A 20,857-nucleotide genomic window follows, 5' to 3' on the forward strand; every position below is an offset into this window, starting at 1 on the left:
AAAAACATATATTTTTGCCAAGTAATTGCATTTTTATAACAAAATATTTGCAAATATCCGAAATAAATTGTAATTTTGCAGCCGATTATAGTAAATTTATAAATTTTATCAAAACGAGAGAGATTATGATGAAAAGAATCGCAATGTTGATGGGGGGGGCAATTCTCAGTTGTGGAGTAGCCTTTGCTCAAACATCCGTTACTGGTAAAGTTACCTCTTCAGATGATGGTGAGCCTGTAGTTGGCGCATCAGTCAGGATAATAGGTTCTAAGACTGGTACAGTAACCGACATCGATGGAAACTTCTCTTTGAATGTTCCTGCTGATGCTAAGTTGGAGATTTCATACATCGGTATGAATCCACAAACTGTCAAAGCAAGTTCTAATATGAAGATTGTTTTGACTTCTGATAACAAATCACTTGATGAAGTCGTAGTTGTTGCTTATGGTACGACAACTAAGGCATCCTTTACTGGTTCTGCTGCAGTAATGAAGGATAAGGACATGTCTGCAGCAAAGTCTTCACTTGTTAAGTCACTCGAAGGTAAAATGGCTGGTGTCAATCTTGGTGCTTCTACAGGTGACCCTGGTTCAGACCAGAGTATTTTGATTCGTGGTATTGGTTCTATCAGTGGCTCTACTCAGCCTTTGTTTGTCATTGATGGTGTTCCTGTATCAAATAGTGATATGGAAAATGCTGGTGGTCATACCCGTTCTCAGTCTATCTTGTCTTCTATCAATCCAAATGATATTGAAAGCATGACCGTATTGAAGGATGCTGCTGCATCTTCACTCTATGGTTCTCGTGCAGCCAATGGTGTCATTATCATTACTACAAAGAAAGGTAAGGAAGGTAAGACACATGTCAACTATGATATGCAGATCGGTTGGAGCAATATTGCCAAAAAGAGTGCATTCGAGACCATGAATAGTGCAGAGTTGAAGGAGTATTGGACTGATGCAGTCAAGAACTATTTTGAAATGTATCCAAATGCATTGAATGCATATTATCCTGGTATGGATGCTTCTGCTGCAGCTTTAGCTGAAATCCAATCTGGCTATTTTAGTAATTATGACTCTAATGAGACAACAGACTGGTTTAAGGAAATTTACCGCACAGGTTTCACCACAGACCATCAGATTTCTATTGATGGTGGTAATGACCGTACGAAATTCTTCACCAGCTTTGGCTATAATAAGGTGAATGGTACTGTAAAGGGTAGTTCTTTTGACCGTTATAGTGGTCGTTTGAATTTGGATCATAAAGTAACAGACTGGTTCAAGGTTTCTGCAAAGGAAATGCTTTCATTTACCAATACTTCTGGTTTCCGTGATCAGGGTGACCAGGCACAGGGATTTGGTACAAGTTCACCAATGTCTGTTCTTTTCTCAATGGACCCTACTGCCAAGGTAAAGAATGATGATGGTTCATATAATGCAAGCGCTTCTTTCTCATCTCAAATCTCTAATCCAAACTTGATGTTTGGTGATGTAAAAGATCAGGGCGATCGTTCAGAGACATTGGATGCAGAATTGATGCGTAGTTTGACTAATGTTGAAGGTGAATTGAAGTTGCCATACGATTTGACTTTACGTTCAGTCTTTGGTTTCGACTATATGAGCAACAGTATCCGCGAGTTCTGGGCTCCAAAGAGTGTAAATGGTAAGGCTCAGAATGGTATAGGTTCTCGTAGCGTTTATACAAGTAAGACTCTTACTTCTTCTACAACATTGAATTATAATCATTCATTTGGTAAGCATAATCTTGCTGCAATGGCTGGTTTTGAGACAGAGAAGCGCGACCTGTTGATATTGTATGCTTCTGCTCAGAATTATGCAGCAGCATTGCCAGAGTTGTCTAATGGCCAGTCTAATAGCAATTCCAGCATAAGTTATACTGCTGCAATGATGTCATGGTTGGGTAGCTTAAACTACAACTATGATAATAAGTACTATTTCTCAGCAAGTTATCGTCGTGATGGTTCTTCACGTTTGGCAGCAGACAACCGTTGGTCTGATTTCTTCTCTGTATCTGGTGCTTGGCGTATCAGCAGTGAGGAATTCTTGAAGGACAATGATTTGTTCAGCGATTTGAAACTTCGTCTTTCTTATGGTACTAATGGTAACCTGCCTACAGATTATTATGGCTATATGGGTACATATTCTACTTCTGGTGGTTATGGCTCACAACCTGCAATTTTCTGGGGTCAGATGGCTAATGAAAAGTTGAGCTGGGAAAAATCTCACAACTTCAATATCGGTTTGGATTGGACTTTGTATAATCGTGTGACATTGACTTTCGATTATTACAACAAGTTGACAAAAGACCTTCTTTTCCAGATGCCAGTATCATACGCAACTGGTTTCAACAGTTATTGGAATAATATCGGTGAGTTGAAGAATCAGGGTCTTGAATTCTCTGTAAGCTCTCAGAATATTCGTACAAGTGATTTCTCTTGGACCACAGATTTCAATTTGACCAAGCAGAGCATCAAGGTCAACAAGTTGCCTAATGGTGACGATGTTCAGTATGGTGATGGTAATATGTACTTGCTCCGTGAGGGTGAGTCTATGCATACATTCTATTTGCCAAAAGCTAAGGGTGTAAACTCTGAAACTGGTTTGATGGAATTCTGGATTGACCCAGAGGATGAGTCTAAGGGTGTAACACCTGTTTATTCAAAGGCAGGCAAGACAATTGTCGGTAAGGGTGTTCCTGATTGGATTGGTGGTATGACCAATACTTTCCGTTACAAGGACTTTGATCTTTCATTCATGATTTCTTATCAGTTTGGTGGTGATTTGTTCGATTATCCAGGTTACTTCTTGACTTATAGCGATGGTGTTCGTATGGGCACATTCAATATGTCTAAACGTGTAGCAGGTAATTATTGGAAAAAGCCTGGCGATGTAACAGAGTTCCCTAAGCCAATTATGGGTAATCCTTATCGTTCTGATAAGTTCTCTTCACGTGAAATTATCTCTACAGATAATATTCGTATGCGCGATATTACAATTGGTTGGACTGTGCCATATTTCAAGAAGAGTATCAGCAATTTGCGCATTTATTTCCGTGCAACCAATCCTTTCTTGATTTACAATGCAGCCAAGGATTTGGATCCAGATGTAGATGTCAATGGTTATCGTCAGACTGATACTCCAACAACACGTCAGTTCCTGTTCGGTCTCAACTTCAGTTTTTAAACAATAATAGAAGATTATAAATATGAAAAAGATATATTTAGTATTGGGTATTGCTGCAAGCATGATGTTCTCTTCATGCAGCGACTTCCTCGATAGAGAACCTTCTACAGAACTACCTACCAACTCTGCTATTAAGAGTACTTCTGATTTGCAGAATGCCGTCAATGGTATTGGCTATGTCCTCTCTGGTTCTAGAATGTCATACGCCTCTGAGTTTACTCTTTTTGGTGATTTGCGTACCAACGATTTCATGGCTCCTTCTTCACAGGGACAGACAGATGAAATCCGTCAATATGCTTATTCTCCAAACGGAACATATCCTGATGCAGGTTATCAGATTTTCTATAAGGCATTGTCAAATGTAAACAGTGCTTTGGAAGCTGTTCCTAATGTGGAAGGTAAGCAGGCTACAATTGACAATCTCAAAGGTCAGTTGATAGCTTGGCGTGGTTTGCTGCATTTCGACTTGGCTCGTATGTTCTGTTACATTCCAACAACAGTGGATAATCCTTCAAACTCTTTGGGCTTGGTTTTGGCAGACAAAACTTTCCCACAGGATTATAAGGGTACTCGTACAGATTTGAAAACAACTTACGACTACATTATTCAGCAGTTTACCGATGCACTTCCTTTGCTGAGCAAAACTTCTGATGTAGGTTACTTTAACTATTATGCAGCTTTGGCTCTTCGTGCTCGTGCTTACCTTTATGCTGGTGAATACACCAAGGCTCTTGCTGATGCTAAGGATGTCATAGATCATGCTGGTGAAGCAGGTTATGAACTTTATACTCGTAGCAATTATGTTTCTGCTTGGGCAAGTGCAGGAACCACAGAGTCTCTTTTTGAGATGAAACTTTCTTCTGAGTATAATGCTCAACGTTATGGTCCTGGCTATTATACAGATGCAACAGGTTATCCTGAGTGCGCTTTCAATACTAACGGCTATTTGTACAAGTATCTTTCTTCTCATCCAAAGGACGTTCGTTCTGGTCTGATTAAAGATCAGACAGATGCTGATGAGTATGAGGCTGCAGCAGGTTATTATCCAGCAAAGTATCCTGGTCAGAATGCTAATATCTACGTAAATAATCCAAAGATTATCCGTCTTTCTGAGGTTTATCTGATTGCAGCAGAGGCTCAGTGGCACATTGACAATCCTGGTTCATACTCTTTGACTGCAACAAGTGCTGCAGCAGCTGAATACATCAATGCTATTCAGAAAAAACGTATTGAAGGATATGAGGATGTTACATCTGTAACTCTTCAGGATATTCTTCATCAATATGAGATTGAGTTGTTCTGCGAGAACCAGATAACTTATGCATATTGGCGTAATCACCAGAGTGTAATAAGTGGCGATGAGGAAGAAATCAAGTATAACGATTATCGTACTATCTTGCCTATTCCTCAGGCTGAGCGCGACTACAATAAGGAACTGCAGCAGAATCCTGAGTATTAAAATCTCAGAGGAACAAGCTAAGTTTCATAGATTTAGACAAATATTTTTAATCAACGATATAGGAATGCCATGAGTGGCATTTTCTATAAATCTCTCTGGAGAGGCTGGCTGTGAAGCTCGCCTCTCCTTTTTCATATATTGTTAAAGGTAAAACACTATTAGTCTTTTAAGCAAGCTAATAGAATAATCTTGAATTCATCAGGTCGAGTGTATGCCATACTGCCCCCAGTAAGTAAATTTTCTTCGGGCATGAAAGCTTAGTTTGGTGTCGCTGAATGTATGTTCAACGACATTGAACATAGACTTCATGCGGGTTTAGTGACTTTTTCATGGGGCTTTATATACTTTTTCTTGCGAATTATTAGACTTATTCAAGCAATTCTTTGTAATTTTGCATGTAAAAACATAAAGAGATGGAAATAGTAGAAAGAAATATGGTAGGAAAGAAGAGCCAAGAGGCTTGTGAGGATGGTGTCGTCGTGACTGATGATTTCATCGCAGTGATTGATGGAAGTACGAGCAAGACTCCTACGCATCTTTCTCCCGACATGAAGAACGGACGCTATGCAATGGTGCTCATTTCTGAATTTATCAGAGAGAGACTCAAGGCTGAGGCTTCTGTTGATGACTTCTGCCAGGGCATTTCTTCCTATATATATAATAAGGTGTATAAGACTTTAGGCATGGAAGAGCGGATGAAACTGCATCCTGAAGAACGACTCACTGCTTCTGCCATCGTCTATTCCTGTGTCAGGAGAGAAGTGTGGATGGTGGGTGACTGTCAGGCACTCATCGGTGGCAAACTTTACGAAAACAACAAACCTTTTGAAGAAGAGATTGCCGCCAGACGTGCAAGCCTCATTCGACAGGGAATGCCTCCTGCAGATGCACGCAAGGCTATCGAACCGTTGCTCATTCAGGCGATGCTCAATGGACAGAACATTCATTATGCGGTAATCGATGGATTTCCTATCTACCGTGAGGGTGTAAAGGTCATTTCTCCAGCCATAGGAGAAATCGTTCTGGCAAGCGATGGATATCCGTTCCTGAAACCAACTCTTGCCGAAAGCGAGGCTGCCCTACAGGCTCAACTCGCAGCCGATCCTCAAAACATTTCCTCTTTCCTTGCCACTAAGGGACTGCTGGAGGGCAATCACAGTTTTGACGACCGGTCTTATATCCGGTTCAAATAAACATAAAAAAGTCCTATACCAGTAATATCCCGGTATAGGGCTTTTATTATAATCTAAGATCTTATCGATGATCTTATTTTTTATCCTATTTGATGATCTTGTCTTTTTATCCTACCTGACTTCCTGGCTTTACCTTGCCAAGGAGAGAGGTCACGTTGAGGCTGGCAGTGAAGCTCGCCTCTCTTTTTTTGTCTTTTTATTTGCGTATCTAATATTTTATTCGTAACTTCGCATTGTCTAAAGAAATATAGCTATGGAAGAGATAAGAAAATACCCAGTAGGAATGCAAACCTTCTCTGATATACGAAAGGGTAATTATGTGTACGTTGATAAGACAAGGTATATTGTCGATTTCTTGCGTAATGGTTCTAAATATGTGTTTCTGAGTCGTCCTAGACGATTCGGTAAGTCGCTTTTTGTCTCTACGCTCCAGGCATATTATGAGGGCAGGAAGGATCTGTTTGATGGTTTGGCACTTGGCGAATATGAGAAAGAATGGGTGAGACATCCTGTTCTTCACTTCGACATGAGTACTGCCAAAAATCAGACACCCGAGGGGTTAGAAGAGATGCTGGGCTACATGCTTTCTGAATACGAGCAGGTCTATGGACGTGACGAATTGGCGGTGCAACCGAGCCAGCGTTTGCAGTCTTTGGTTAAGCGTGCCTATAAGCAGACGGGGCAAAAGGTGGTCGTTTTGATAGATGAATACGATGCTCCTCTCTTGGATGTCGTGCATGAAAAGGAAAGTTTGATGTCATTGCGCTTGGTTATGAGGAAGTTTTATAGCCCATTGAAATATTTAGACCCTTGGCTGGAATTTATCTTTATCACGGGTATTACCAAGTTCTCTCAGTTGAGTATCTTTAGCGAGATCAACAATTTGGATAATATCAGCATGTTCGACCAGTATTCTGCTATCTGTGGTATCAGCAAGACAGAACTTCTGACAGCGATGAAGCCTGATGTTGAGTTGTTAGCCAAGTCTTTGGGAAAAACTTTTGATGAAACGGTTGCCGAGTTGAGTTCATATTATGATGGTTATCATTTCAGTAAAAAATCAGAAGATGTGTTCAATCCGTTTAGCCTGGTTAAAGCTTTGAGAAGTCAGGAAATAGCTGCTTATTGGTTTAGTTCAGGTACTCCATCTTACATTATCAACACTTTACGCAAACATCATGTGGGTGTGATGGATATTGAACAGAAATCTGTAGGAGTGGATGATTTCGATGTCTCTCCTGAGCAGATGACTTCAGCTTTACCATTGCTTTATCAGAGTGGGTATCTCACCATCAAGAAGTATAACCCTATCTTGCAGAGCTATCAGCTGGATTATCCAAACAAGGAAGTGTGTGTGGGGATGATTCGCTCCTTGGCTCCTAACTATCTCTCTCCAATATCGTTGAACAATAATAGTTTCATCTTCGATTTTTTGGAGCAACTATATGACAATAACATGGACGGTGCGTTGCAGAAAATGCAGGCTTATCTTGCCAGTATCTCCAATCGACTTGCCAACAAGAACGAGAAGGATTTCCAAACGGTCTTTTATCTCATCTTTAATTTGATGGGTGCTTACATCTTGGTGGAGGAGGATAGTGCAATAGGCAGAGCAGATGCCGTTCTTCACATGCCAGATACCATTTATGTGATGGAACTGAAGTTTGATAAGACGGCTGAGGAAGCTTTGCAACAGATAGATGATAAAGGCTATCTTATTCCTTATTCTGCTGATGGCAAACGACTGGTAAAAGTAGGAATCAACTATGACAGCCAGAAGAGAACCATTGGTGAATGGAAGATAGTAGAAGGGTAAATAATGATGGTGCTGACCTTTACCGTAGGTTATCGCTTTACGTTATAAAAGAATAATTTGGATAGAAATAAGAAAAGCCTCAAATCCGCAAAGGATTTGAGGCTTTTGCCTTATCTGATAATCAGATGATTCTATGATTCTTTATCCTACCTGACTTCCTGGCTTTACCTTGCCAAGGAGAGAGGTCACGTTGAGGCTTCCGTCGAAGTTGACAGCACTCAGAATCATACCCTGGCTCTCGATACCCATCATCTTGCGAGGAGCAAAGTTGGCTACGAACAATACGTCCTTGCCGATCAGCTGCTCTGGCTCGTAGTAGGCTGCGATACCTGAGCAGATAGTACGCTCAGTACCAGTACCATCATCGATGGTGAACTTTAGGAGCTTCTTGGATTTTTTTACCTTCTCGCAGTTCAGAATATGGCCCACGCGAATGTCGAGCTTCTCGAAATCATCAAAGCTAACCTCTGGCTTGATAGGTACAGCCTTGTATTCAGCCTCCTCGTTAGCCTTCTTGGTGTCAGCGAGTTTCTGCAACTGTTTCTCGATGACCTCATCCTCAATCTTCTCGAAGAGCAACTCTGGCTCACCGAGCTGAGTACCCGCCTTGAGCAAGTCTGTGCTGCCCAACTGGGTCCATTCGAAAGTTGGCATGTTGATCATCTTGCGCAGTTTCTCAGAAGAGAAAGGCAAGAATGGTTCGAAAGCGATGGCGAGGTTGGCAACCAACTGGAGGGAGATATTCAGGATAGTCTCCACACGCTTAGGATCGGTCTTCCAAACCTTCCAAGGCTCACATTCTGTGATGTATTTATTACCGATGCGGGCGAGGTTCATAGCCTCTTTCTGAGCCTCACGGAATTTGAATACGTTGAGATACTGCTCTACCTTCTCCTTCACGTCTTTGAACTCAGCGATAGCCTTCTCATCTACCTCCTGCAGTTCGCCGCAAGCAGGAACTACACCGCCCCAATATTTCTTAGTGAGTTGGAGAGCACGGTTTACGAAGTTACCATAAACAGCAACCAATTCAGAGTTGTTGCGCTCCTGGAAATCCTTCCATGTGAAGTTGTTGTCCTTGGTCTCAGGAGCATTGGCTGTCAATACATAGCGCAAAACATCCTGCTTGCCAGGGAGATCTACGAGATACTCGTGCAACCAGACTGCCCAGTTACGAGAGGTAGAAATCTTATCATCCTCAAGATTCAGGAATTCGTTGGCAGGCACGTTGTCTGGCAGGATATAGTCGCCGTGTGCCTTCAGCATAGTAGGGAAGATGATGCAGTGGAACACGATGTTGTCCTTACCGATGAAGTGAACGAGACGAGTCTCAGGATCCTGCCACCATTTCTGCCATGTGCCCCATTTCTCAGGCTGTGCATCGCAGAGTTCCTTGGTATTTGAGATGTAACCGATAGGTGCATCAAACCATACGTAGAGCACCTTACCCTCAGCACCCTCCACAGGAACAGGAATACCCCAATCCAGGTCGCGGGTCATCGCACGAGGCTGCAAATCCATGTCAAGCCAGCTTTTGCACTGACCATAAACATTAGTTCTCCACTCCTTGTGACCTTCCAGAATCCATTGCTTCAGCCAGTCCTGATACTTTCCTAAAGGCAGATACCAGTTCTTGGTAGGCTTCTTCACGAGACCATGTCCAGGATTGTTCTTGTTGGTTGGGTTGATCAACTCCTCAGGCGAAAGTGTAGCACCACATTTCTCGCACTGGTCACCATAGGCACCTTCAGCACCACAGCGAGGACAAGTACCCACGATGTTACGGTCTGTGAGGAATTCTCCTGTTACCTCATCGCAGAACTGCTCCTCTACCTTCTCTTCGAGCACGCCCTTATCATAGAGAGTGCGGAAGAAATCAGAAGCAAACTTATTGTGAACTTTTGAGGTCGTACGGCTATAGATATCAAAGGAAATGCCGAAGTCCTCAAAACTTTTCTTGATCAGATTGTGATAGCGGTCCACCACCTCCTGTACGGTGATGCCCTCTTTCTTGGCACGGATGGTTACAGGTACACCGTGCTCATCACTACCGCCGATGAAAACAACGTCTTGTTTTTTGAGTCGGAGATAGCGCACGTAGATATCGGCTGGCACATATACACCTGCCAGGTGTCCGATATGTACACCACCATTGGCGTATGGCAAAGCTGCCGTCACAGTGGTACGTTTGAAATTTTTCTGTTCCATATTAGCTAATATACATTTTTTTGTTATTTTGGGTGCAAAATTACAAAAAATAGTTGGAAACTGGGAAGTTTTTCGATGCTTTTCTTAATATAGTAAGGTGTGACTACGGAAAATAATGCGGAAAACCCTTCAGATGACTATTTTAGAAACAATATGAAGAGAGTTTTGTATGCAAAAGAAGTGAAAAATAGAGGAAAACGATTGAAAATAGAGGAAATTAGGGGAAATTAGAGGAAAATTTCCCCTAATTTCATTTTTTATTATTATATTTGCAGGCAAAATAGATATGATTTATATGCTATCCGTAAATAATAATGTAAAATGATAGAATCTCCTCCAAAATTCTCTGAAGCTAATGAACAAGAGTCCATTAAGCTGTTGGTTAATCCTATATATGGTGACCTTTTAGCAAAAATAGATGATGGTTACTACTATTGGGACAAGGTGAAGTATATGGTTCCTTCGGGCATTCTGCCCGAAGTGCTTTGGCAGGCTGTAAAGTTTAAGAGGCGGTTGAATGTTATAAATCTCAAGTTTGGAAAGTTGCAATTTCATTTTACGATAACAAGTAAGATGCAGCAACTTCTTCATGAGTTTGATATGAATTTTGGCGGTAGCCTTGGTGCTGGTGGTATTATTCCTGAAAAAGACCACAAAGTGTATTTGTTAAGTTCTATCATGGAAGAGGCCATTGCTTCTAGCCAAATGGAAGGAGCTTCCACGACGAGGAAAGTGGCGAAAGAAATGTTGCGTAAACAAGCAAAGCCTATCAATAAAAGTCAACAAATGATAGTCAACAACTATGCTACTATCCAATATTTGGTTGCGCATAAGGATGAACGTTTTAGCTTGGAGGCATTATTGAATATTCATAGACTAATAGCCAAAGAGACTCTTAATGACTCTTCTGATGAAGGTGCATTAAGGAAAGATGACAAGATATGTGTCATGAATGATATTACAGGAGAAATAGTTCATACACCTCCATTTGCAGCAGATTTAAAAGGTTTGTTGACAGACTTATGTAACTTTGCTAATGACGATAAAAATGAACCATTCATTCATCCCATTATTAAAGGTATTATTATTCATTTTATGTTGGCGTATTTTCATCCGTTTGTTGATGGTAATGGGCGGACTTCTCGTTCTTTAATTTATTGGTATCTCTTGAAAAAAGGCTATTGGCTAACTGAGTTTCTGTCAATTTCGCGAGTTATTTATAAAAGTAAGAACCAGTACGAAAAATCTTTTTTGTATGTTGAGCAAGATGAGTTGGATTTGTCTTATTTTATCGTGTATCATCTACAGGCGATGAAGAAAGCATATGAGGCTTTGCAGGTTTATCTTCGGAAGAAGATGAAAGAAAGAGAGGAATATTACCAATTTCGTGGTTTTAGTAATATCAATGAGCGTCAGGGACAAATTCTAAAGATCTTTAGTGAAAAACCTAAGACGCTCTTGACGGCAAAAGAGGTATCTATACGTTTTCCTATTACAATAAGGACAGCTCGTACAGATTTACAGCATCTTGTAGAATTGAAGTTGTTGGCAAAAGCACCTATAAACAAGCGCATGGTTGGGTATATCAGGGCTGAAGGATTCGAAGATATTTTAAAAGAATTGACAAATTTATAGTTTCTAATAATGAAAACTGGGGAATTTAGAGGAAATTAGGGGAAATTAGGGGAAATTAGAGGAAAATTTCCCCTAATTTCCTATTCTGATTTGAAGTTGGTCTTTATCCCCCTCTTCCCAGTCGCCTCGGTGACTGCCCTGTTATTTTATGTCTATTCTTGTGAATACAGTTCCATCTTTGAAGGTATATTGCACAAGCCCATACTTTTTTACCACAATATATGGTTGCCAAAATCAAATATGCCCTCTTTCTGCCCAATCTCCACGGTCGAGTGCACGATAGCCGATGGCTTCTGCCAGATGATGCAGTTCCACATGCTCGCAACCTTCCAGGTCGGCGATGGTGCGGGCTACTTTCAGAATGCGACTGTAGGCTCTTGCTGATAGAGAGAGTTTTTCCATTGCCATGCGAAGCATATCTATGCCTGCTTCATTGGGTTCTGCGAACTGGTGAATCATCCTTTCTGTCATCTGGGCATTGCAGTGGATACCTTTGTAGTCCTTGTATCTTGCTGCTTGTATCTCCCTTGCCTTGATGACTCGTTCCCGGATGTTGGCACTTGGCTCTCCCGGAGCTGCTTTTGAAATATCCTTGAAAGGTACGGGAGTGATTTCACACTGGATGTCGATGCGGTCGAGCAATGGACCCGAAATCTTGTTCATGTATCGTTGGATCTGACCAGGAGTGCAGACGCAATGATGGGTGGGATCTCCGTAATAACCGCACGGACACGGATTCATGCTTGCTATAAACATGAATGAGCAGGGATAATCTGTAGAATATTTGGAGCGGCTGATAGTGATATGTCGGTCTTCCAATGGTTGGCGGAGTACCTCCAGCGTGGTTTTGTTAAATTCCGGTAATTCGTCACAGAAAAGCACACCGTTATGTGCCAGAGAGATTTCTCCTGGTTGCGGATTGCTTCCTCCTCCTACCAGTGCTACCTGTGAGATCGTATGGTGGGGAGCACGGAAAGGACGTTGGGAGATCAGAGATACGTTCTTGCCTAATTTTCCTGCGATGGAATGTATCTGAGTGGTCTCCAGACTTTCAGATAGGGTGAGGGGTGGAAGGATAGATGGTAAACGCTTAGCCATCATAGATTTTCCGGATCCCGGAGGACCTACCATGATGAGATTATGTCCGCCTGCTGCTGCAATCTCCAGCGCACGCTTCACATTTTCCTGTCCTCTAACGTCTGCATAGTCGAGATCACAATGGGTTTGGTTTTCATAAAATTCCTTGCGTGTATCTACGATGGTAGGAGCGAAATTCTGCTTGTCGCTGATAAAACTGACCACTTCTGCCAGCGTACTCATGCCATAGACTTCGAGCTTATTGACCACAGCCGCCTCCCTCGCATTCTGTTTCGGTACAATCAATCCCTTGAAATGTTCTGCCCTGGCTCTGATGGCTATAGGGAGCGCACCCTTGATGGGCTGAAGAGATCCATCAAGGCTCAATTCGCCTACAAACATAAATTCCTTGAAATGCGTTTCGGGTACATCGCCGTTTGCCCCCAAGATGCCTACAGCAAGGGGCAGATCGAAACTGCTGCCTTCTTTTCTGAGATCGGCAGGAGCCAGATTGATGGTGATGTCGGCTACAGGAAACTTGAAACCGCTATACTGCAAGGCTGCTGATATGCGGCTTCTACTCTCTCTTACGGCCTCGTCTCCAAGTCCCGTAAGATGATATTGGACTCCTCGTGTGAGGCTGACCTCCACGGTTACCGTAGTCACGTCCAATCCATTGACTGCGGCGCAATAAGTTTTGACTAACATATATTTGAATCCATTATTTTGTTTTCTTGCAGATATCTGCTTTATGTAGAAATTCTGCCAGCTGATTATTTTAGCAGCTGGTCTAACTTTCGTTTCAGTTCTTCACGCTTCAGTCCCCGGGCTACAATCTTGCCGTTCTGCAAGACGATGACGTCTGGAACTGCGGTCATGCCCAACTTCTGCAGCGTTTTGTCCTCCAGCATATCGCCAGTACAGATGTTTGGCCAGGAGATAGAGTCTCTTGTAAGATTTCGCTTGCAGTCTGTGGCTGATGGGTCGATGCAGATACTCATCAATTTCAGGCGGCCCTTGGAATCCTGCATACGCTTCTTCAATTCTCTGAGCAGGTCCTGACTGTCGTAATTGTAGGATGCCCAGGTGCTGATAACTGCTACTGGAGCACTGAGGAGGGTAGTACTGGAAACCATTTTGCCCTGGATGTCGTATGCCGTGAACTGAGGCAGGCGGCTGCCAGTATCTATTGTCTTCAACTGCTTCAACTGTTGCAGCATCTTCTGTAAACTACCATTCTGTGGCTGTGCCTCTGCCACCTTTGTCGTCAATGTATAGGCCTTGGCATAATCAGGCTGGGAGGTATTGACGAAATACTTTCTGATGAGATAAGTGCTGACGATAGACTCTGGATGGTCTTTGATAAACTGTTCCGCCTTTGCCTTTTCTTCAGGAGGAGAGAGCTTGAGGATGTTCTCGCGGAACTGGTTCATCTGCTCATTTGCCTTGGTACCCTTTACGGACAGTTCCTTCAGATGGGATGCGTCTGCCTTGATATCGACAGAAGCGCCAGACTCTGCGAAGATAGGCTGCTCGGAAAAGTTAGGGAATACGACCATCAGCGTGAAAGGGTTCTTGCAGTCACACTCATAGGTGAAACGGCCACCTACAACCCTGATTGTATCAAGACCATTGATACCACCATCCGGACTGTAAACATAAAATTCGCCTTGATTCATATTTAAAAATTTGCCTTCAAACTTAAAATGGCCACTACCTACACCACAAGAGGTGAGAAAAAGCGTAGCGAATAAAAATATGATGTAAGCAAATTTTTTCATAGATGAAAAATTTAAAGGGGGAGAGTGCCGCGAGCGGGACTCGAACCCGCACAGCCATTACTGGCCAAGGGATTTTAAGTCCCTCGTGTCTACCAATTCCACCATTGCGGCATGGTAAACGTTTGAGTTGAGCGGAAAACGGGACTCGGACCCGCGACCCCAACCTTGGCAAGGTTGTGCTCTACCAACTGAGCTATTTCCGCGTTATCGAATTGCGAGTGCAAAGGTAGTATTATTTCCTGAAACTGCCAAATAGATTTACATATTTTAAGAAAAAAGTAGCTTTTTGTTTGCTATTTGCTGCTTTAAGGGATGTCAGAGGTCAATTATAAACACTTATAACTTTGCCTGTTCCGTTCGTTGTAGTTCCATACGAGAGGCTGTATTCCATCAGGCGGTTACCATCGGCTCCGTCGATAATGTTGCCATACTCTAAGTCGTAGATACGGTGGCACTTGGCGCAGATTACCTGTTGGCGGTTGGAAGAATTCCAATTTAGGGGAAAGTTGGTACCGCCATACTGGTCGATGCAGTTTGGGCACTGGCGGTCATAGGCTCTGTATTTATTGAAATTACTGTTGCCGATGATAATGCCGTTGTTAGCGCCTAAATTGTAAACCTTGGCATATTGCAGTTCGGTAGCTGCGGTGATGCGGATGTCTTCTGTCTTGTTCCTGCCATCGTTGGGGGTAGAGTAGATATGCCAGATGTTGTTTTTGTAGGAAGCACTGACGAAGGTGTAGGTACCAAAGCCGTTGAGAGCTATTTCCAACGTATTGCCGGGATGGTTCTGCGTATGAAACGTAAAGCGGCAGAGAAAACGACGGCTGATGCTGTCTTCCGCTCCACAGGAAGTAAGAGTGGAAATGCCCATCGATAGGGGCAGTAAAGGAAATAAGGTGGAGAACATGGCCTTTGCGACCATGCTCTTCACCTTATTATATATATAGGAATATTTTTGATTCATTCTTTTTTGCTCGTTTTGAATTTTAGAGCCAAAGAATTGGCTTTCCCTTCGAGATACCGAACTTCGATTCTTCGTTCTTCACTCTTCACTCTTCGTTCTTCACTTCAAAAGTTCCTTTTCTGCATTCTCCATACGCTCGAAATGGAATTCGGAGAGGGTGTGGTTCATCAGCTCCTCTATCTTGTCATTGCAGAGGTTGCCGATACTGCCCTCGTGGGTATGATGGATGTCCTTGCAAGGTGTGAAGTTACCAGCCTCAATCTCCAGACCTACGGTCTTATAGGCATCACGGAATGGCATTCCGTTGGCTGCCAGACGGTTCACTTCCTCTACGGAGAACATGAGGTCGTAGCGAGGGTCGTCGAGAATATGCTCGTTCACTTCCATCTTGTTGATGATATAGGCTGCCATCTGCAGGCAGTCTTTCAGCTCACCGAAGGCAGGAAGGAATACTTCCTTGATGATCTGAAGATCACGGAAATAGCCTACTGGCAGGTTGTTCATGATGAGCATCACCTGCTGTGGAAGGCTCTGGAGCTTATTGCTCTTGGCACGAATCAGTTCGAATACATCTGGATTCTTCTTGTGAGGCATGATGCTGGAACCCGTGGTGCACTCCTTAGGCAACTTGACGAAGCCGAAGTTTTGACAGTTGAACATGCAGGCGTCGAAAGCCATCTTGGCCAGTGTTCCTGCCACGGTAGCCATGGCAAAAGCCACATTGCGCTCCATCTTGCCACGACCCATCTGTGCATAGACCACATTATAGTCCATACTGTCGAAACCGAGCAACTGGGTAGTCATGGTGCGGTTGAGCGGGAAACTGCTGCCATAGCCGGCTGCACTTCCGAGCGGATTGCGGTTGGTCATGCGGTAGGCTGCCTGCAGGAAAAGCATGTCGTCGGCAAGTCCTTCTGCATAAGCACCAAACCAGAGGCCGAAAGAGGAAGGCATGGCTACTTGGAGATGGGTGTAACCCGGCATCAGTACATCTTTGTACTGGTTGCTCTTCTGGATAAGTTCATCGAAGAGAATCTTGACGGAATCTACTATCTCCTTGAGTTCGTGGCGGGTAAAGAGCTTCAGATCCACAAGTACCTGGTCGTTGCGTGAACGGCCGGAATGAATCTTCTTGCCCATCTCGCCCAACTTCTGGGTGAGCATCAGTTCAACCTGGGAATGTACGTCTTCCACACCGTCTTCTATCACAAATTCGCCCTTGTCGGCGATGGCATAAATCTGTTTGAGCTCAGCTAAGAGCTGGTCCAGTTCAGATTTCTCCAGCAGTCCGATACTCTCCAGCATGGTGATATGAGCCATACTGCCCAGTACGTCATACTTGGCGAGGTAGAGGTCCAACTCACGGTCGCGACCAACGGTGAAACGTTCGATTTCCTTGTTTACTTCAAAGTTCTTTTCCCAAAGTTTATGTGCCATTTTCTTTTGAATTTTTTGAATGAAAGGGGGAGGCTTCGGATTAATCCTCGTATGGAATCATCGCCAAAGCATCAGCTATCTTCTCGATGCCTTCAGTCAGCGGTTTCTTTACCATTCCCTTGATAAACATATTGAGTTCAGCCTTGATGGTCAGCTTCATCTTGCAGGAATACTCGCCCGTAGGGAGCAACTGAATCCAGAAGTTGAACGGTACAGGACTGTTTTCGGTCTCAAACTTGATGGTCTTAGGAAACTCACGGTCGATGATGCGCATCTTGATTTCCCCCACCATAGGGGCGGTGATAGAGATGCTGTCAGTATCAAACTTGAGGTCCTTGATCTTGTCCATCTGCTCACGCTTGTCGGCTGGAATCTGGTCTTTCACCTGTTCAAACTTATCCTTCAGGCGCTGCAGGTTGTTGAGGTCGCTCAATGTATTGAAAACAGATTCCTGCTTATGAGGAATCTGTTTGATATTACTTTCGAATGTACTTGTACTCATATTTCTTGTAAATGCCTATGTAGAGACAGGTATTACTTCTTCCAGTTGGCTGGATCCTTGCGCCACTCGTGGAGCAACTCTACGTCTTCCTGCTTGATGTAACCAGTCTCGAGAGCCTCTGCCACTACGTGCTCATAGTCGGTGAGTGTAACGAGCTTGACATTGGCATCAGCAAATGCCTTCTCTGCTACAGGGAAACCATAGGTGTAGCTGGCTACCATGCCCACAATCTCATTACCGTTCTTGCGGAGAGCTTCTACAGCCTTGAGAGAACTGCCACCAGTAGAAATCAGGTCTTCTACTACAACAACCTTAGCTGAAGGATCCAACTCACCCTCGATGAGGTTCTGCATACCATGATCCTTTGGTTTAGAACGTACATATACGAAAGGCAGGTTCAGCTCATCAGCTACCAATGCACCCTGTGCGATGGCTCCTGTGGCAACACCGGCTACAGCGTCAGCCTCTGGGAACTGCTCAAGGATGGCGTGTACCAATTCGAGCTTCACATAATTGCGCAACTCTGGGAAAGACAGAGTCTTACGGTTGTCACAATAGAAAGGAGATTTCCAGCCAGAAGCCCATGTAAATGGATCGTTAGGCTGCAACTTGATAGCCTTTACTTTCAATAACTTTGATGCAAATTCTTTCTTCAGTTTGTCCATAATCTTAAAGGATTTAATATTATTATGCTGCAAAGGTACATTTCTTTTTGCTAAAGTGAGACCTTGGTAAGGTTAAAAGTCTTTAATTTGTTGCATATATCGTAGAAATGGTGTATATTTGCCACGAATTAAATCAAACGAAACCTATTATAGACCAACGCTTAGAATAACTTATGACAAAGCAACCGATTCTAACTTTTTTAGGGGTGATGGCTCTCTCCGCATGGACGGGAAATGCTGATGCCCAGAGTGAAAACCAACGTATGGCACATGCAGCTATGTATCTGCAACCGGTAACGGGAACTACGACGATTCCCTTCGACTGGAATGATGCGGGAAAGGAATTCCGCATCAGATGGGGCTTGGATACAGCATGGGACGATGTGAGCAATGTGCGCCGTGGAACCAATTTTATAGGCAAGGAAAACATGGCGACGGGACGTATCTCTTTCCAGCCAAGCGACCTGGTGGATGCCGACGGTAATCTTTCTGCCGCACAGAAGCAAGCCCTCGACTCGCGTATCGCTCATATCAAACGCTCAGGAGTGACTACTGTGGCCATCAACTGTGATCATGAAAAGCTTAATGCATCTAACTACAAGGGCAAACCTGAACAGTGGTACAAGGTGATCAAGGCTTCCGTAAAGTATGCCCAGTCCAAAGGACTCACCGTGGAGAGCATTGCGCCCTTCAATGAGCCTGACTATACTGCCTGGAATGAAGGTTCGAAGCTTGATTTTCTGAATATCTGCAAGAAAATCAGAGCGGATAAGGAATTGGATGGTATCCGTCTCTGTGGTGGTAATACGCTGAACTGCGATCAGGCGCTCTCCTGGTATAATTATCTCAAGACTTATCTCGACGAAGGAAATACGCATCAGTTGGCGGGTTCCTTCGACAATTATGCCGGCTTCTTCCAGAAAGTGAAGCAGGATGGAAAGGTGGCTACAGCCGATGAATTGCACAATGTGGGCGAGGCTATCGTAGGCATTGAATATGGTATGGAGAATGGTATTTGGTGGGGCTTCGATGGTGTTGCTCGAGGCGAATTCTGCAAGGCAAATATGGAAGGTGGAGCCAGATTGGCTTATGCTGAGAATCGTGAAAGTTGGACTTCCGCAGCTGTCTATCGCCTGCCAGACGGCAAGGTGGATGGATTCTTGGGTTCTTCTGAGCGTCAGGCTACTACCCATACCTATGATTTTGTTTCCAAGGGTCGAGATGTTTATTACGACGGCTACGGTCCGATGAGATGTTTCTCTGTGACGATGCCTGGCGGTACGGGTTATCAGCAGGGACAGACAAATGCCGAGCGCATGGTGCGTATTACTCAAGGTGAAGACGTGGCTCCTTATCCGATAACTAAAGGCGAGTATGTGATTGTCAACAGATATTCGGGAAAGGCATTGCAGGCTTCAGGTAATCCTGTGCCAGCGGGTACGACGCTGACTCAGGGAACTGTGTATAAGAATGCGCCTTCTTTTCAGCGATGGCTGATAGACCCTGTAAAAGAGACAATCGGTGGTGATTTCAGCTATTTCACCCTGCGCTGCTCCAATAATCCGGAAATGTATGCAGACCTGCTAAACTGGTCGCTCGAAGAAGGTGATGGTCTGGTTGCCTACAATGGTACGGTGGGTGCCAACAAGCAGTGGATATTGGAATATGCCGGCAATGGTGATTATTACATCCGTTCACGTCATTCTGGTCTGTATCTCCAGTCCAACAATACAACGGATGGTACGAAAATTACACAGGCGGCTCTGAAAGCGAAGGGCAACCAGCAGCGCTGGCGCATCCTGCCGTCAGATGTGAAGTATGACGCATCGGCTCCGAAGGCTACGCAGGGACTGACGGCTACGGCACAGACTGCTTCTGTTTTGCTGAACTGGGATGCTAATACGGAAACAGACTTGGATAGCTATCGTGTGCTCCGTGCATTGGCTGATGAGGCTGAACCACAATGGCAGGTTATCGGCAGACAGGTGAAGGAAACGGCCTTCGTGGATAATTCCTGCGAGATGGGTGCCAAGTATATATATAAGGTGCAGGCGATGGATCATGCCTGCAATTTCTCCAAGGCCACCAAGACCGTGCCTGAAGTGACAGCTACAGTGGAATTGCCAAAGAAGGACGTGTTAGTGGCTTGGTATGATATGGAAAATAGTCTTTATGATACTACTGAAAATCAGATGGATGCTGTGGTTAGTGGTACGGTAAGTTATGATGAGAGTGCAAAGAAGTTGGGAAAGCTGAGTCTCGTGCTGAATGGTACGAACACCTTCCTGCAGGTGCCTGCTACAGTAGCTGGTATGGAGGAAATGACCATCGCTACTTGGGTCAACTGGAAGAATACGTCTTCTAACTGGACTCGTATCTTCGATTTCGGCAATGGTACGGATGAATATATGTTTCTCACGCCAAGCAATGGCAGTCAGATGCGCTTTGTCATCAAGCTGGACGGGGCAGAACAGATACTTTCTGCATCGAAGTTGACTTCCGGTTGGCACCATGTGGCAGTCACATTGGGTGCAGATGGAGTGGTGCTCTATGTAGATGGTAAGGCTGTGGGCACAAGTCAGATGAGCGCCCGTCCTTCTATGATTTCTCCGAGCAGATGCTACATTGGCAGAAGCCAGTTTGCAGCCGATCCACTTTTCAAGGGTAATATCGATGATTTCCGCATCTATAGCTTTGCTCTGTCTGCTGAAGACATAGCCCTGGTGGCTGGCGGCAACCAGCCTACGGGCATTGCTGCGCCTCAGGCTCCAGTAGCAGAAGGAGTGAAAAAGACTGAAATCTATTCGCTGGATGGTGTGCAGTTGCCTGCCTTGCAGGAGGGTATCAACATCGTGAAGGAAATCGGTGCAGACGGTACTGTAAAAGTAAGAAAAGTACGGAAATAATGTTCCTT

The 20,857-nt window shown here is 44.0% G+C and carries 13 protein-coding genes and 2 tRNA genes; 6 read left to right on the forward strand and 9 right to left on the reverse strand.

Going from position 1 to position 20,857, the window contains the following annotated elements:
- Nucleotides 1-128: 128 nt before the first annotated feature.
- The 4 genes from EXN75_RS07450 (at nucleotide 129) to EXN75_RS07465 (ending at nucleotide 7,671) form a co-directional block, all read left to right on the forward strand.
- Entirely contained in the window at nucleotides 129-3,203 is a 3,075-nt protein-coding gene (locus EXN75_RS07450) for a SusC/RagA family TonB-linked outer membrane protein (RefSeq protein WP_134843330.1), read from the forward strand.
- Nucleotides 3,204-3,225: 22 nt separating this feature from the next.
- Entirely contained in the window at nucleotides 3,226-4,662 is a 1,437-nt protein-coding gene (locus EXN75_RS07455) for a RagB/SusD family nutrient uptake outer membrane protein (RefSeq protein ID WP_134843312.1), read from the forward strand.
- Nucleotides 4,663-5,075: 413 nt separating this feature from the next.
- A complete protein-coding gene (locus tag EXN75_RS07460) occupies nucleotides 5,076-5,855 on the forward strand; it encodes a hypothetical protein (RefSeq protein WP_134843313.1) in 780 nt (259 codons plus the stop codon).
- A gap of 253 nt (nucleotides 5,856-6,108) precedes the next feature.
- Nucleotides 6,109-7,671: an ATP-binding protein gene (locus EXN75_RS07465; protein ID WP_134843314.1), complete on the forward strand. Its 1,563-nt coding sequence runs from the start codon at nucleotides 6,109-6,111 to the stop codon at nucleotides 7,669-7,671.
- 141 nt (nucleotides 7,672-7,812) lie between these two features.
- Here the strand turns inward: EXN75_RS07465 and metG are convergent, their stop codons facing one another.
- Nucleotides 7,813-9,879 (reverse strand): methionine--tRNA ligase, encoded by a 2,067-nt coding sequence (gene metG / locus EXN75_RS07470; protein ID WP_134843315.1) that lies wholly within the window; start codon nucleotides 9,877-9,879, stop codon nucleotides 7,813-7,815.
- 321 nt (nucleotides 9,880-10,200) lie between these two features.
- Here metG and EXN75_RS07475 point away from each other — a divergent pair, with 321 nt between their 5' ends.
- Nucleotides 10,201-11,514, forward strand: coding sequence for a Fic family protein (locus EXN75_RS07475; RefSeq protein WP_118117040.1), 1,314 nt, complete (start codon nucleotides 10,201-10,203; stop codon nucleotides 11,512-11,514).
- Nucleotides 11,515-11,748: 234 nt separating this feature from the next.
- Here the strand turns inward: EXN75_RS07475 and EXN75_RS07480 are convergent, their stop codons facing one another.
- The 8 genes from EXN75_RS07480 to pyrE form a co-directional block, all read right to left on the reverse strand.
- Nucleotides 11,749-13,299, reverse strand: coding sequence for a YifB family Mg chelatase-like AAA ATPase (locus EXN75_RS07480; protein WP_134843316.1), 1,551 nt, complete (start codon nucleotides 13,297-13,299; stop codon nucleotides 11,749-11,751).
- 65 nt (nucleotides 13,300-13,364) lie between these two features.
- A complete protein-coding gene (locus EXN75_RS07485; protein ID WP_134843317.1) occupies nucleotides 13,365-14,372 on the reverse strand; it encodes a DUF4369 domain-containing protein in 1,008 nt (335 codons plus the stop codon).
- A gap of 25 nt (nucleotides 14,373-14,397) precedes the next feature.
- Nucleotides 14,398-14,483 (reverse strand) — tRNA-Leu (locus EXN75_RS07490).
- A 19-nt stretch (nucleotides 14,484-14,502) separates the two neighbouring features.
- Nucleotides 14,503-14,575, reverse strand: a tRNA-Gly gene (locus EXN75_RS07495).
- Nucleotides 14,576-14,694: 119 nt separating this feature from the next.
- A complete protein-coding gene (locus EXN75_RS07500; protein ID WP_134843318.1) occupies nucleotides 14,695-15,339 on the reverse strand; it encodes a hypothetical protein in 645 nt (214 codons plus the stop codon).
- Nucleotides 15,340-15,438: 99 nt separating this feature from the next.
- On the reverse strand, nucleotides 15,439-16,776 hold the full coding sequence (gene argH, locus EXN75_RS07505) for an argininosuccinate lyase (protein ID WP_134843319.1): 1,338 nt from the start codon (nucleotides 16,774-16,776) through the stop codon (nucleotides 15,439-15,441).
- Nucleotides 16,777-16,816: 40 nt separating this feature from the next.
- Nucleotides 16,817-17,278, reverse strand: a complete 462-nt coding sequence (locus EXN75_RS07510) for a hypothetical protein (protein ID WP_022110689.1) — start codon at nucleotides 17,276-17,278, stop codon at nucleotides 16,817-16,819.
- A 32-nt stretch (nucleotides 17,279-17,310) separates the two neighbouring features.
- Nucleotides 17,311-17,943: an orotate phosphoribosyltransferase gene (pyrE, locus tag EXN75_RS07515; protein WP_022110688.1), complete on the reverse strand. Its 633-nt coding sequence runs from the start codon at nucleotides 17,941-17,943 to the stop codon at nucleotides 17,311-17,313.
- Between the two features lie 173 nt (nucleotides 17,944-18,116).
- Here pyrE and EXN75_RS07520 point away from each other — a divergent pair, with 173 nt between their 5' ends.
- Nucleotides 18,117-20,849: a LamG-like jellyroll fold domain-containing protein gene (locus EXN75_RS07520; protein WP_134843320.1), complete on the forward strand. Its 2,733-nt coding sequence runs from the start codon at nucleotides 18,117-18,119 to the stop codon at nucleotides 20,847-20,849.
- Nucleotides 20,850-20,857 lie beyond the last annotated feature (8 nt).

Origin of the sequence: Segatella hominis (assembly GCF_004535825.1) — a bacterium.
GTDB lineage: Bacteria > Bacteroidota > Bacteroidia > Bacteroidales > Bacteroidaceae > Prevotella > Prevotella hominis.